Below are 14,576 nucleotides of genomic sequence, written 5' to 3' on the forward strand. Positions count from 1 at the left end.
GTATTAGTATTTTTAATTGTAGAATAACTACTTATCTAAAAATCTTGCTTTGTTCTCAAGCGTTTTTCCTGCGCTATTTCTGATCACATATTTACTGTGATTGGTATAAAAGTTAAAACCGCGCAAGCAGTCAGCGCAGCTACAAATCAAATTTTTGCTGGTGTGCCAAAAACAAAAATCCCGATTGTCTCGGCGCGCTCGCCATCGACAGTCGGGACTTAATTTCAACTCATGAACGGGGTAAGCCAATCACTATCCGGCCAGATAGACGATCCCCTGCAGGCACAAAAATGCAAACACCCCGGCGAGCACATCATCGATCATTATGCCTATGCCGCCATGAACCTTGGCATCCAGCACCTTGATGGGCCAAGGTTTGAGGATGTCGAAGAAGCGAAACAGCGCGAAACCAATCACCAGCCAGAGCCAACCGGCGGGCGCAGCGATGAGGGTGATCAACAGACCCGCCACCTCGTCCCAGACGATGGCGCCGTGATCATGCACGCCCATATCCTTTGACGCCTTGTCACAGATATAGAAACCGGCGAGTACGCAAAGCAGGGTCAACCCCAGATACCAACTCAGCGGAAGGCCTGCCATCAGCAGATAAAGCGGAATCGCCGCCAGGGTACCGAAGGTGCCGGGGGCCTTGGCGGCTAGGCCAGACCCGAAGCCCAAGGCCAGGAAATGAATAGGATTTGCCAGTGAGAGCTTCTTAAGAACCGGATCGCTCGACCATAACTGCATGTTTAAAAGTGCTCGAAACCAAAGTGTGTTGGGGTGTAGGGTTCGCCGTCCTTGATCAGGCGCAGCTTATCGCCTGTGGCTATCTGCCCCACCTGAGTAAAGCTTACCCCGGCGTGGGCCAGCGCCGTCTCCAGCGCACCGCGCTGAGCCTCAGGCACGGTAAACAGCAACTCGTAATCTTCGCCGCCGGTCAGGCCATAGCCAAGTGCCACTGATTCATCCAAAAATTCGCGCATCTGAGCCGACAAGGGCAGACGATCGACATCCACTACGGCTCCCACCTGAGACTGTTTAAGGATATGGCCTATGTCAGACACGAAACCGTCGGAAAGATCGATGGCGCTCGAGGCTAATCCTCGCAGCGACTGACCCGCGAGCACCCTAGGAGTCGGGAAATAGTGACGCTGAATAAAGTGCTCTCTCGCCTCACCCTCGATATTAAGCTTGTCACCCAGAATGGCCAACCCCACGGCGGAATCGCCGAGGCTACCGGTCACATAGATCCAGTCGCCATTCTTGGCGCCGCCTCGGGTTAACGCCTTGCCCTCGGGGACCTGGCCGTTGATGGTGATGGTGATCGACTTAGGACCACGGGTCGTATCACCACCAACCAGGGCAACCCCATAATACTCGGCGGCCTCTTTCAGCCCCTGACTAAAGTTCTGAAGCCAGCTCTCATCCACCTCAGGAAGCGTAAGGGCAAGCGTCATCCAGGCGGGCTCGGCCCCCATGGCAGCGAGATCAGACAGGTTAACCGCCAGCGCCTTATAACCCAGCGCCTTAGCAGGCATGTCGGCATAGAAGTGTACATTCTCAACCAGGGTGTCACAGGAGATGGCAATCACCTTATTTTCACCAGGCTGGACCAGGGCACAGTCATCGCCTATGCCGAGGTGCACATCACGGCGGTTCTGGCCTAGGTTAGCGAAGAAATGATCTATCAGTGTAAACTCTTTCACAGTCTTAAGAACCATAGTAAGGGTTAATCAGCTAGCACACTTTCTGACGGGGGAGATGTCGGGGCTAAACCTGAATATAAAAAACGGCATCCTGGGACGCCGTTTATTGTATCACTTTTTAGCGACTATCTTATCGAGAATGCCGTTAACAAACTTGTGGCCATCTTCGGCGCCGAAGGCCTTGGCCAGCTCGATCGCCTCGTTGATGGCGACCTTGTATGGCACATCCTTGCGGAAGGTCAGCTCGTAGGTGGCGATGCGCAGCACCGCCTTCTCGATAGGCGAAACCTCATCGAACGGGCGCTCGAGGTGAGGCATAATCAACTCATCCAACTGAGCCGACTTGCTCGTGGTGCCTGATAGCAATTCACGGAAATAGCTAACGTCGACGCCATCGATCTTCTGCTCAGTGAGAAATTCATGCTCCACGTCGGCAACATTATTGCCGCTTAGCTGCCATGAGTAGATAGCTTGTACCGCTAGACGACGGGCTTTACGGCGCTCTGAAGGTTTCATCTTGGTTCCTAATCTTACAACTGCTGTTCTAGTTCTTGCAGAACATTGACCATCTCTAGCAGACCAAGTGCCGCTTCGCCGCCCTTGTTACCTGCCTTAGTACCAGAACGCTCGATAGCCTGTTCAATGGTATCTGTGGTCAATACACCGAATGACACAGGAAGGTCGAACTCAAGCGCTATCTGAGCCAGCCCCTTGTTACACTCGCCTGCAACAAAATCAAAGTGTGGCGTACCACCACGGATCACGGCGCCCAGCGCAATGATACCGTCAAATTTACCACTTGCCGCCACACGACGGGCAGCCAGTGGTAGCTCTACGGCACCGGGTACGCGGACAACGGTAATGTTGTCATCGGCGACCTGACCGAAGCGCTTCAATGTATCCACCGCGCCTTCTAGCAGACTTTCAACCACGAAGCTGTTAAAACGTGAAACCACTATGGCCACTTTGGCGTTTTTCGACTCGATATTACCTTGAACTACGTTCATTTATCTTACCTAAATTAGCTTAACAAACCCGGCACGGGAAAAAAGAGGCGGTATGATACCACAGCCCACCGCGTTGATCCCCATGCAATTTAACTCAAATCGATGAATTCCCTACAGAGTAACTTATTCTGCAATATATTCAGTGACTTCCAACCCGAAACCCGACAGCGAATGGTAACGCTTAGGCGAGCTGAGCAGACGCATGCTGGTCACGCCAACATCGGCGAGGATCTGCGAACCCACGCCCACCTGACGTGAGGTGCCCTGCCACGGCGCCGGTGCGCCAATCTCGCCCTTATCTTCCGCCTCGAACGCCTTAACCTTGGCGATCAGCTCCTCGTTACTCTGCTGATGACCCAGTACCACTAACACGCCGCCCTCATCGGCAATACGCGCCATGGCTTTTTCCAGCGGCCAGCTGCGCTTCTCGTCACGCTCAGAGTGCAGCAGGTCGTTGAAGGTGTTTTGCAGATGCACGCGCACCAAGGCATTAGCCTCTACCTCTCCCTTCACCAACACATAGTGCAGCTGGTTGTCTATCGTGTCGCGGTAGGTGATCATGTCAAACTCGCCGAAACGAGTCGGCAGCTTGCACTTGGCCTCGCGCACCACAGTGGTTTCCTTGGTGTTACGGTATTCGATCAGATCGGCAATAGTGCCTATCTTAAGGCCATGCTTCTCGGCAAACACCTCAAGGTCCGGGCGACGGGCCATGGTGCCATCCTCGTTGAGGATCTCGACAATCACTGCCGATGGCTCATGGCCAGCCAGGCGCGCCAGATCGCAGCCCGCCTCTGTGTGACCTGCGCGTATCAGTACCCCGCCCTCTTGGGCCATCAGTGGGAAGATATGGCCTGGCTGAACAATATCCGAAGGTTTAGCATCGCGGGCCACGGCGGCCTGCACGGTAACGGCCCTGTCATAGGCAGAGATCCCCGTAGTCACCCCTTCTGCCGCCTCGATAGACACGGTGAAGTTGGTGGAGAACTGGGCATTGTTGTTGCTCACCATCAGCGGCAGGTTAAGCTGCTCGCAGCGGGCCTTGGTCATGGTCTGACAGATAAGGCCACGGCCATAGGTGGCCATGAAGTTGATCGCCTCGGGCGTCACCAGGTTAGCGGCCATGATAAGGTCGCCTTCATTCTCTCTATCTTCGTCATCCATCAAGATAACCATCTTACCCAGACGGATATCTTCGATAATCGCTTCTATGCTGTGTAGTGCCATTGTTAGACCTTAAACTGTTAGACCTTGAAATATTCTTATAGTAAGAGTTATTTAATCTGCTATCGACCGGGATTGCCAGTGTCTATCTTAAAAAGCCGGAGCGAGCTAACAGATCCATGGTGACCTTTGATTCTTTCGCTGGATTTTCCTCTGACTGAGAGAAACTCAGCAGGCGCTCTAGGTGCCGGGCGATCAAATCCACCTCGATGTTGACCCTGTCACCCGCCTTGAGATCGATAAGCGTGGTTTCGCTGGCGGTGTGAGGCACTATGGTCAGGCGAAAACGCTCGCCGTCCACCTCGTTTACCGTCAGGCTAACGCCATCTATGGTGATAGAGCCCTTATGGGCGATATAGCGCGCTAAGCCCTTAGGCGGCGTCAACCAGAATTCGATCGCCTTGCCGCGATACTGCCTGTCGTCCACGCTGGCCACGCCGTCGACGTGGCCGCTTACCATATGGCCGCCAAGACGCGTAGTTGGGGTGACTGCCTTCTCCAGGTTGACCTTCTGCCCCACCTGATAATGGGCAAAGCCGGTAAGCGCAACGGTTTCGGCGGAGATATCGGCCACATAACCATCGGCCATCTGCTCGACGACGGTCAGGCACACGCCATTGGTGGCTATGCTGTCACCCAATTTAACGTCACTTAAGTCCAGCTTGCCGCTCGCCACGGTCAGGCGAATATCATCGCCGCGACGCTCAATTTTTCTCAGGCTGCCCACAGCCTCGATGATCCCAGTAAACATGACTAACTACTCTTATCGCTCGGTAAATGATTGTGACTCAATTGAAAGGTAAGGCGTCTGTCGGCGCCGATGCGGCGATCGTCACACAGACGCAGGCCGGGTAACTGTGCCATCTCAGTATAGTCTGGCAGGGCCAGCAGGTTGCGTCCGTGGCAGCCTAAGATCTTGGGCGCCTGATACAACACCAACTCGTCCGCCAGTCCCTGTGCCATGAAGGCGCCGGCCAGGGTCGCCCCGGCCTCCACCATCACACTGTTAACTTGCCCGCCAAGGTATTCGAGCAGCGCCTTTAACGGTACCCGACCATTGGCGCTGGTCAGTTGCAGCTGACTCACCTGCTCGGGCAAGGCTCTGACAACCTCATCGGGATAAGGCTGACAGCTCACCAAGAGCACGGGGGACTTAGTGTCAAACAGCTTAGGCTTAGCGCCAAGACGCGCGCGAGAATCGAGCACGACACGCAGAGGCTGACGAATATCGGCATCCGCTAACTGCTCACTTAAATAACCTAGCTCCCCATGTCGTACATTCAAACTTGGATCGTCGGCCAGTACAGTCTCTATGCCTGTCACTACGGCGTCGAAACGGGCGCGCATGCGCTGCACGTCACGGCGCGCCTCGGGGCCGGTGATCCATTTAGACACGCCATTGGAAAGCGCCGTCTTACCATCCAGGCTGGCGGCCAGCTTGATACTGACCCAGGGCAGCCCGGTGCGCATCCGCTTCATAAACCCAGGGTTGAGGGCAGCGGCCTCTTCTTGCTGCAGGCCGACCTCGACGCGAATACCAGCGTCCTCAAGCATCTTGATACCCCGGCCTGACACCTGAGGGTTTGGATCGGTAACCGCGACCACGACGCGGGAAACCTGCGCCTTAATCAGTCCCTCGGCGCAGGGGGGCGTGCGGCCATAATGGCTACAGGGCTCCAGAGTCACGTAGGCAGTGGCGCCTTTGGCGTTATCGCCCGCCATACGCAGGGCATGCACCTCGGCATGGGGGCCACCGGCGGCGATATGATAGCCCTCGCCCACAAGGGTCTCCCCCTGGACGAGCACGCAGCCGACATTCGGATTGGGACGGGTGGTGTACTGGCCCTTGCGGGCCAACTGGATGGCGCGCGCCATCATCTGAGAATCAAATTTGGACCAGGCCATGTCTGGATCGCCATCTCTTGAGAAGAATTGGGGAAGCCCCGCTACGCATAATCTAAGACTTGCCCGGTTTGCTCTTATCGTTTTGCAACTTGGCAATCGCCTCGCCGAACTCGGAGACATCTTCGAAGGCGCGGTACACGGAGGCGAAGCGGATATAGGCCACCTTGTCGAGATTGACCAGGTGATCCATCATCAGATTACCTATCATCTTAGAGGTGACCTCGCGCTCGCCCGTGGCCCTTAGGGTAGATTTTATCTTGCTGAGCGCCTGCTCTATCTCGTCCATCGACACGGGGCGCTTCTCGACCGCTCTGAGCATGCCGCCACGCAGCTTGTCTTCATCGAAGGGTTGGCGGCTGCCATCTTGTTTCACCACTCTGGGCATCACCAGCTCGGCGCCTTCGAAGGTGGTAAATCTCTCGTGACAAAGCAGACACTCGCGACGACGACGCACCTGATGGCCATCGGCCACCAGACGAGAATCAATCACCTTAGTGTCGGTTGCGCTGCAAAACGGACAATGCATTGAGCCTCCAGCATATGCTAATCGGTATCTTGGGGAGCTTTCCCTTGAAATAGATACAAAAATGGCCGCTACCAATATTAACATCAGTAGCGGCCATCGGAGTTTACCCGATTTAACCCTTAAGGTTAACCGTAAACAGGGTACTTAGCGCACAATTCAAGCACCTGGTTCTTCACGCGCTCGATAGTGCCTTCGTTGCTGATGTCATCGAGAATGTCACAGATCCAGTTAGTCAACTCAACCGCTTCAGCTTCTTTAAAGCCGCGACGCGTGATGGCTGGCGAACCGATACGCAGACCCGAGGTCACGAAAGGTGAGCGTGGATCGTTAGGCACTGAGTTCTTGTTTACCGTGATGTTGGCACGACCCAGGGCCGCATCGGCATCTTTACCCGTGATATCTTTAGCGATCAGATCCAGCAGGAACAGGTGGTTTTCTGTGCCGCCAGATACCACATCGAAACCACGCTTGATGAAGGTGTTAGCCATCGCCTTAGCGTTAACCACAACCTGCTGTTGGTAAGCCTTGAACTCAGGAGACAAGGCTTCCTTGAAGGCCACCGCCTTACCGGCGATAACGTGCATCAATGGGCCACCCTGACCACCTGGGAATACCGCCGAGTTCAGCTTCTTGTACAGGTCTTCGTCGTTTGCCGCAGACAGAATGATACCGCCGCGAGGACCGGCTAGGGTCTTGTGAGTCGTCGAAGTCACCACGTGTGCGTGTGGCACTGGGTTAGGATAGACACCGGCGGCGATAAGGCCTGCAACGTGAGCCATGTCAACAAACAGGTAAGCACCAATCTTGTCGGCAATCTCACGCATGCGCGCCCAGTCGACGATACCAGAGTAAGCAGAGAAACCACCGATCATCATCTTAGGCTTGTGCTCAACGGCCAGACGCTCCATCTCGTCGTAGTCGATCTTGCCAGACTCGTCGATGCCGTAAGGCACTATGTTGTACAGCTTGCCGGAGAAGTTTACTGGTGAGCCGTGAGTCAGGTGACCACCGTGAGCCAGGTTCATACCCAGTACGGTATCGCCTGGTTGCAATAGCGCCATGTAAACTGCGCTGTTAGCCTGTGAGCCAGAGTGAGGCTGAACGTTAGCATAGGTCGCACCGAACAGTTCTTTGGCGCGCTCGATAGCTAGGTTTTCGACGATATCGACATGCTCACAACCACCGTAGTAACGCTTGCCAGGATAACCTTCGGCGTACTTGTTCGTCAGCTGAGAACCTTGAGCCTCCATCACGCGAGGAGAGGTATAGTTTTCCGAGGCGATAAGCTCGATGTGCTCTTCTTGACGACGAGTCTCTTCCTGGATCGCTTCAAACAGTTGCGGATCAAAGTCGGCGATGTTCATCTCTTTTTTCAGCATTGGTCACTCCAGCTGTAAAGTCTTATTAAGGTAGGGTTGCGCGGTATTCTACAGTGCATTCGATCACAATCCCAGCATTTGCGACATGAAATTAGTTGCGATTCAAGCTGAGAAATGTTCATCAAAATGCCCCTTACAACAAAAGTCGGGCGATTAAGCCCTGTTTTGCCAAGACTCCTTTTTTGCAAGGGACAAAATGGCTGGTTTACAGCCTTTTGAACGAAAACACTGTTTTATTAATCCAACAAAAATGACGGCGCCGGGCCGTCATTTTGCATTAGTAAAGGTAATCAGTAAGGTGATCAGTAATGGTATTCGAGTTGCAGCCAACTACGCTGCTCCGTGTCGTCGAGGCGACTATAGATGCCAGGGTTGTCGATACCGTGAATTTCGCCGCTGCGATCGATCCGCTCATGGTGCAGACTCAGGGTCAAATCGTCGCTAACGTCGTAGCTGAGATAGATCTCATACCTGTCTCTCGCGTCATCAAAATCCAGATCGCTGTTGTTGGGATTCCACAGCGGCGTGCGCTCATTCTCCCTGTCGTTGATCGAGGTCCAGCGCTGAGACTTAAGGCGCATGCCCAGCAAGAGGTTGCGGTAACTGGCCTCCAGCGACAGATTAAAGGTGTGGCCCCAGGCGTAACCATACTCTCCCTCCCAAAGCACTGATTTAGTGCCCCAGAAATGCCGCCCCTGAGACAGATAATCTTTGGTCGCGAACGGCTTCACCATGGCAAAGTCACCAAAGAGATCGCTGCGCAGATCGATATTGATATCTTGAGTCGACCAGTTGGCCCCAAACGACAGGCCGAGTAGATTGACCACGGCGTAGAAATCTTCATCCAGCTCCAGCCCCAGGCTGGTATATTCCATGCCCGTCGATGGGCCGACATAGAAGCTGTGAGACCAGTCGCTGGCCAGTCCCCCGCCTTTATGTTTGCGGCCGTAGCTGCCCAGCAAGAGTTGCGTGGCCATCTGCCACTCCTCCACCCCCTCTTGAGAGAGGGCCGTCTCCATCATCATCTCAACCCGGCTCGGGGTACCGCTCAGGGAATCATACTTTCCTTCGCGGCTGTCGATAGCGGCGCGCATCCCCAGCATCACCATGGTGCTGCTGACGTCCGCCTCGTCCTTGCTGGCATAGCGCACGCCGGTATAGACGGAGAAGCTGTCTTTGGCCTGGCTGCGATCGAACCTGTTAGGGCTCGGGTAGCCAAACCAGCCCCGCACCGCCCGCGAGGGGTTAAACAGGTAGCTCAGGCCGGCAGGCAGCCAGCCCTCTTTGGCGGCCAGCATCTCGGTAAACTGATACAGGCTCTCCCCGAGAACTGCGCCGCCCCAGGTGGTGACTATCTGATCGTTGATGCTCACCACTTCCTTATACTCGGCAAACACCTCCCAGATGGTAGAGGCGGCAAAGGTGGCCAGGGTCGACTCGTAATAGTTAAAACCATGGTTACGAAACGCCTGATAGTAGAGGGCGCCGGCGTAGGCATGGCCCCAGTTCATGCCGATATCGTTATCATCATATTTCCACGACGCACCTGTGGTCAGCCTGTCGTAGAAAAACTCGGCCGCATTGCCATCGATTTCATAATCGAAATCGTCTTCCATGGCTTCCGAGCCCGTCTTATAAAGCAGCTCACCCAGCACCAGCACGGTAGAGATCTCCAGCGTGGCTCCCCACCAGTCCTTCTCGCTAAGGGCTTCTTTTTCTTCACTAAGGACACCTTTTTCGCTAAGGGCTTCTTTCTCTACAGAGGCATCTCCCTCACTGGCCAGCGCCGCCGAGTAAGTCACGGGGCGATCTGTCTGTGCCACTAAAGGCAATGTCTCAACGACTTGCGGCTGAGTATCGGCTAGCGTAGGGGCTGACAATAGTAGGCTCATGCCGCCAAACAGGGAGGCGGCAAAAAATGGGGGGGTGGCGTTCAAGATCGATCCCTTATCTTTGTGGTTATTTTTGTCGTTATTTTTATTGGTGCCCAGGCATCACCTAACAGGCGGCCAGCCTAGGTTGCGCAGATGTTAACAATTTTTACACTGGGTCACAAAACAAAAACGCCTCACTATGGGAAGGATGATAATGCGAGCTAAAATCTGCCACCGAAAATCCGATTTAAGTTCTAGGGCGATTACAGTAGAATTGCCCCCATTGTTTCGTCAGTGAGTAAACTTTTTTATGGCTCAGTTTGTATACAGCATGCTACGCGTGGGCAAGATAGTCCCGCCGAAGAAGCAGATCCTCAAAGATATTTCCTTAAGCTTTTTTCCCGGCGCCAAGATTGGCGTATTGGGTCTCAACGGTTCGGGTAAGTCTACCCTGCTGCGCATCATGGCCGGCATCGATACCGAGATCGAGGGTGAAGCGCGTCCAATGCAGGATCTTAAGATAGGTTACCTGCCCCAGGAGCCTAAGCTAGATCCCCAACAAACCGTGCGTGAAGCGATCGAAGAAGCGGTGAGTGAGGCCAAGAACGCCCTGACCCGTCTCGACGAGGTTTATGCCCTTTATGCCGAGCCAGATGCCGATTTCGACGCCCTTGCCAAGGAGCAAGGCGAGCTGGAAGCCATCATCCAGGCCCAGGATGCCCACAACCTGGACAACATTCTCGAACGCGCCGCTAACGCGCTGCGTCTGCCAGATTGGGATGAGAAGATTGAGGTGCTATCAGGTGGTGAGCGTCGCCGTGTGGCTATCTGTCGTCTGCTACTTGAAAAGCCAGATATGTTGCTACTGGACGAACCGACCAACCACTTGGACGCCGAGTCTGTCGCCTGGCTTGAACGCTTCCTGCAGGAATACACAGGCACAGTAGTGGCCATTACCCACGATAGATACTTCCTCGACAATGCCGCCGGTTGGATCTTAGAACTCGACCGTGGCGAGGGTATTCCTTGGGAAGGCAACTACTCTTCATGGCTAGAGCAGAAAGACGCCCGTCTGCAACAAGAATCGGCCGCCGAGAGCGCTCGCCAGAAGACCATTGCCAAGGAACTCGAATGGGTTCGTCAAGGTGCCAAGGGCCGTCAGTCAAAGGGCAAGGCCCGTATGGCACGCTTCGAAGAGCTGAACACCAACGACTACCAGAAACGTAACGAGACCAACGAGCTGTTTATTCCGCCAGGGCCACGTCTTGGTGACAAGGTGATCGAGGTCAACAACCTGACCAAGTCTTATGGCGATCGGGTACTTATCGACAACCTGAGCTTCAGCGTACCTAAAGGCGCTATCGTCGGTATTATCGGTGCAAACGGTGCCGGTAAGTCGACCCTGTTTAAGATGATCAGCGGCGCCGAGCAGCCAGACAGCGGCAGCATTGAAGTGGGTGATACGGTACAGATCGCCTCGGTGGAACAGTTCCGCGATGCCATGAACGACAAGGCGACCGTATGGGAGGAGATCTCCGGCGGTCAGGATATCATGCGTATCAACAACACTGAGATCCCGAGCCGCGCCTATGTGGGCCGCTTCAACTTCCGCGGCGGCGATCAGCAGAAGATCATCGGCACCCTTTCGGGCGGTGAGCGCAACCGTGTGCATCTAGCCAAGCTGCTCCAAGCTGGCGGCAACGTGCTGCTCCTCGATGAGCCCACCAACGATCTCGACGTCGAAACCCTGCGTGCACTGGAAGAAGCCCTGCTGGAATTCCCAGGCTGTGCCATGGTGATCTCGCACGACCGTTGGTTCCTCGACAGAATCGCCACCCATATCCTGGACTACCGCGACGAGGGTCAGGTGAACTTCTACGAAGGTAACTACACCGAATATTCGACCTGGCTAAAAGAGACCCTGGGCACAGATGTGATTGAGCCGCATCGTCTCAAGTACAAGCGCATCAGCTAATCGGCGACGATTGCGGTTTATATGCCGCATTACAATTTGTGTAAGTCGAACAAAAACGGAGGCAAAAGCCTCCGTTTTTTATTTGCTCAGCCACCCAATTCTGGCCCCTTCCCCAGCCTCTCGATAGCGGATTCATCATGCATTTCGCACAACTAAGCCAATAAAGGCCGCCATTAGTTCAAATTAAGATACAAACAAGTACAGATAACCGCGTTTATCGCACACCAATCTCCCTATACTCTGTCGCATCCAGTCACGGCACCATGCGCCGCGATCTAACCCTCTTTATTTCCATGACAGCAGGTAACATCATGATGAAAAACCTTAAACAGCGACTCCTGACGCGTCTTCTCGCACCGACATTGCTACTCATTGGCCTAAATAGCCAGGCCGCCCCTCTGGAGGTCAGTCAATTTAATCCGGGGGCGAGCAGTATCTTTGCCGTCTCATCCAGTCTTATCAGCGGCGAAAATGAGGTGATGCTGATCGATGCCCAGTTTCAAAACAAGGATGCTCTGTCCCTGGTCGAGCTGATCAAGGCCAGCGGTAAGCATCTTAGCCAGATCTATATCAGCCATAGCGATCCTGACTTCTATTTTGGGCTGGCAACCCTTCGCCAGCACTTCCCCCAGGTGAAGATAGTCTCTACACCGGCGACTCGACAGGCGATTGCCGCCTCCATGGAAGGAAAACTGGCCTACTGGGGACCCATACTCAAAGATGATGCTCCCAAGGCGCTGATCTTGCCCGAGGCCGTCACCTCAGACACCTTAAGCCTCGAAGGCGAGGAGATCATCATCAAAGGCTTTGACGGCCCAGATGCCAAACATACCTATCTCTGGGTGCCATCGGCCAAAACCATTACCGGTGGAGTACAGGTATTTGAGAATATGCATGTCTGGATGGCAGACAGCCAGACTCAGGAGGAGCGACAAGTGTGGCGCGACCAACTCAAACAGATGCAGGCCCTCAATCCCGTCAAGGTGATCCCAGGCCACTACGCCGGCGAGGCCACATTCGACAGCAACGCCGTCCAGGCCACCCTGGACTATATCACGGCGTTTGAAATTGCAGCGGCAACCGCCAAGGATGCGGCCGAGCTCGCGCAGAAGTTACAAAGCCTTTATCCCGGCTATCAGCCTGATGCCGTGCTGGAGATCAGTACCAAGGTGATCATGGGAGAGATGCGCTGGCCCATGTAGACAGCCCGTGACATAAGCCTTTGACAGAATGACATAAGCCTTGACTCGCAGGCCGCGCGCTACTCCCCTACTATCCTGTAGCGCGCTGCCTGTGCTGCACTAGAATCAGGCCGATAGAGAGCTAAAGAACAGACAAGGCCTTCTCGAAATAACTTTCTCTAACTAACCATCTCGAAATGACCTTGACTTGAAAATCTGTTGGCTTGAAAAATATTCAACTTCCCCGCAACTGCTCTTCACTCTCCATTGGTGATAACATGAGTGCAAAGCTCAAGTATCACTAAAATAATAAGAGAGTTACTCTTGAAAAGAACCATTTTCGCCTTGTATGGCGCAACGCTTCTCACTTTCGCCACGCAAGCCTCGGCTGACACACCAAATCAGCAAGCGTCTGTTGCTACCCTCAACGACGGCCCCTATCTGTTTGGCAGCAACAGCGAACCGCAAAATGCCCAGTGGATCTGTGCCGGTAAACTGAAACAAACTGCCGTTGCAAACAAGCGCCTCACCAGGCCCAATCATTGCGGCGAGCTCCCCGAGCCCATGCTCAATCCGCAGGCCACCGAAGTACTGGCCGACAGCTATCAGGGCGTCGATAAGATAGTGGCGCTCAGCGATGTCCATGGCCAGTATGAGGTACTGATCAAGCTGCTGCGCAGCAACAAGATCATCGATCAGGATAACAACTGGGCCTTCGGCAAGGGCCATATGGTGATGACGGGTGACATGTTTGACCGTGGCCCTCAGGTCAACGAAGTACTCTGGTTCATGTATCGACTCGACAGACAGGCCAAAGCCGCCGGTGGCCAGCTACATCTGCTGATGGGAAATCATGAGCAGATGGTGATGCGCGGCGATCTACGCTACGTCAATGACAAGTATCAGACGGCCAGTACCCTGCTTAATCGCCAATATCAGGAGCTCTATGGCAAAGACAGCGAACTCGGCCAATGGCTACGCAGCAAGCACACTATCGTTAAGATAAACGATACCCTCTTTCTCCATGGTGGCATCAGCCAGGAGTGGGTCGACCGAGAGCTGACACTGGACAGAGCCAACCGTCTCTACCGAGAAAATATCGACAAGACTAAGCCCGAATTAAAACAGGATGAGTTGCTTAACTTTCTCTTCTTCGGTAACGGCCCCACCTGGTATCGCGGCTACTTTAAGCCCGACTTCGATACCCAGGAACTGGCCAATATCCTGAATTACTTCAAAGTCAAACGCATCGTTGTGGGCCACACCTCACAGACTCGGGTGCTTGGGCTGTTCGACAACCAGGTGATTGCCGTCGACAGCAGCATCAAGCTGGGGCAATCTGGCGAGCTACTCCTCATAGAGAAAGACAAGCTTATCCGCGGTCAGTTTGACGGCGCGCAGACGCCACTTTGAGCCAGCTAAGCTCAGCCTAAGCGCAGGCTCGACTCAGTCTGGCGTTCCTTCTATCGAAGACGTGGCGATGGCCAAAAATAAAGCCATCGCCACGTCTAAGCCTCTAAGCCTCTAAGCCTCTAAGCCTCTAAGCCTCTAAGCCCAATATCTAATACCTAAAATCTGAAACCCAAAGCTCCCCTGGATCCGACACAATCTAGCGGTCTAAATCGACTCAAGAACGTAATGAGGACCTCGCAATTCAAGCCAAGTCCCCTGCTCATTATATTTACCTCCCATCTCCCTGGATAACGAGTCTAATGCGGCGCTTTGGATTAAAAATGTGACTCAATGCCACAGGATTAAACTTGAGAATGAAATTGACTCTCATTAACATTAACCTCAAG

At 54.0% G+C, this 14,576-nt stretch carries 13 protein-coding genes; 3 read left to right on the forward strand and 10 right to left on the reverse strand.

All coding sequences use genetic code 11. From position 1 onward, the window contains the following. Positions 1–252: 252 nt before the first annotated feature. The 10 genes from L1D47_RS04305 to L1D47_RS04350 form a co-directional block, all read right to left on the reverse strand. Entirely contained in the window at positions 253–747 is a 495-nt protein-coding gene (locus L1D47_RS04305; protein ID WP_239882709.1) for a phosphatidylglycerophosphatase A, read from the reverse strand. A 2-nt stretch (positions 748–749) separates the two neighbouring features. Then, entirely contained in the window at positions 750–1,706 is a 957-nt protein-coding gene (gene thiL, locus L1D47_RS04310; protein WP_239882710.1) for a thiamine-phosphate kinase, read from the reverse strand. A 111-nt stretch (positions 1,707–1,817) separates the two neighbouring features. Then, the gene (gene nusB / locus L1D47_RS04315) at positions 1,818–2,222 is read right to left on the reverse strand and encodes a transcription antitermination factor NusB (RefSeq protein WP_239882711.1); all 405 of its coding nucleotides are present in this window, start codon (positions 2,220–2,222) and stop codon (positions 1,818–1,820) included. Between the two features lie 14 nt (positions 2,223–2,236). Next, positions 2,237–2,713: a 6,7-dimethyl-8-ribityllumazine synthase gene (gene ribE / locus L1D47_RS04320; RefSeq protein ID WP_011864992.1), complete on the reverse strand. Its 477-nt coding sequence runs from the start codon at positions 2,711–2,713 to the stop codon at positions 2,237–2,239. A gap of 123 nt (positions 2,714–2,836) precedes the next feature. Further along, a complete protein-coding gene (gene ribBA / locus L1D47_RS04325) occupies positions 2,837–3,940 on the reverse strand; it encodes a bifunctional 3,4-dihydroxy-2-butanone-4-phosphate synthase/GTP cyclohydrolase II (protein ID WP_041510469.1) in 1,104 nt (367 codons plus the stop codon). An 82-nt stretch (positions 3,941–4,022) separates the two neighbouring features. Next, the gene (locus tag L1D47_RS04330; RefSeq protein WP_239882712.1) at positions 4,023–4,688 is read right to left on the reverse strand and encodes a riboflavin synthase; all 666 of its coding nucleotides are present in this window, start codon (positions 4,686–4,688) and stop codon (positions 4,023–4,025) included. Positions 4,689–4,690: 2 nt separating this feature from the next. Next, positions 4,691–5,842, reverse strand: coding sequence for a bifunctional diaminohydroxyphosphoribosylaminopyrimidine deaminase/5-amino-6-(5-phosphoribosylamino)uracil reductase RibD (gene ribD, locus L1D47_RS04335; RefSeq protein ID WP_239882713.1), 1,152 nt, complete (start codon positions 5,840–5,842; stop codon positions 4,691–4,693). A 52-nt stretch (positions 5,843–5,894) separates the two neighbouring features. Continuing rightward, positions 5,895–6,368: a transcriptional regulator NrdR gene (gene nrdR, locus L1D47_RS04340; RefSeq protein WP_041510466.1), complete on the reverse strand. Its 474-nt coding sequence runs from the start codon at positions 6,366–6,368 to the stop codon at positions 5,895–5,897. A 125-nt stretch (positions 6,369–6,493) separates the two neighbouring features. Beyond that, entirely contained in the window at positions 6,494–7,747 is a 1,254-nt protein-coding gene (gene glyA, locus L1D47_RS04345) for a serine hydroxymethyltransferase (RefSeq protein ID WP_239882714.1), read from the reverse strand. Between the two features lie 302 nt (positions 7,748–8,049). After that, positions 8,050–9,684, reverse strand: coding sequence for a DUF3943 domain-containing protein (locus L1D47_RS04350; RefSeq protein ID WP_239882715.1), 1,635 nt, complete (start codon positions 9,682–9,684; stop codon positions 8,050–8,052). Between the two features lie 247 nt (positions 9,685–9,931). Between L1D47_RS04350 and ettA the strand changes: the two genes are divergently transcribed. From ettA to L1D47_RS04365, 3 genes are all read left to right on the forward strand, one after another. Further along, positions 9,932–11,596 (forward strand): energy-dependent translational throttle protein EttA, encoded by a 1,665-nt coding sequence (gene ettA / locus L1D47_RS04355; RefSeq protein ID WP_041510464.1) that lies wholly within the window; start codon positions 9,932–9,934, stop codon positions 11,594–11,596. Positions 11,597–11,910: 314 nt separating this feature from the next. Next, complete coding sequence (locus tag L1D47_RS04360) at positions 11,911–12,798, forward strand: MBL fold metallo-hydrolase (protein ID WP_345778753.1); 888 nt, start codon at positions 11,911–11,913, stop codon at positions 12,796–12,798. A gap of 303 nt (positions 12,799–13,101) precedes the next feature. Then, positions 13,102–14,190 carry a metallophosphoesterase gene (locus tag L1D47_RS04365; protein ID WP_239882717.1) on the forward strand — a complete coding sequence of 363 codons (1,089 nt, stop codon included), beginning with the start codon at positions 13,102–13,104 and terminating at the stop codon, positions 14,188–14,190. Positions 14,191–14,576: the final 386 nt, after the last annotated feature.

This window comes from Shewanella sp. Isolate7 (genome assembly GCF_022398425.1).
Classification (GTDB): Bacteria; Pseudomonadota; Gammaproteobacteria; order Enterobacterales; family Shewanellaceae; genus Shewanella.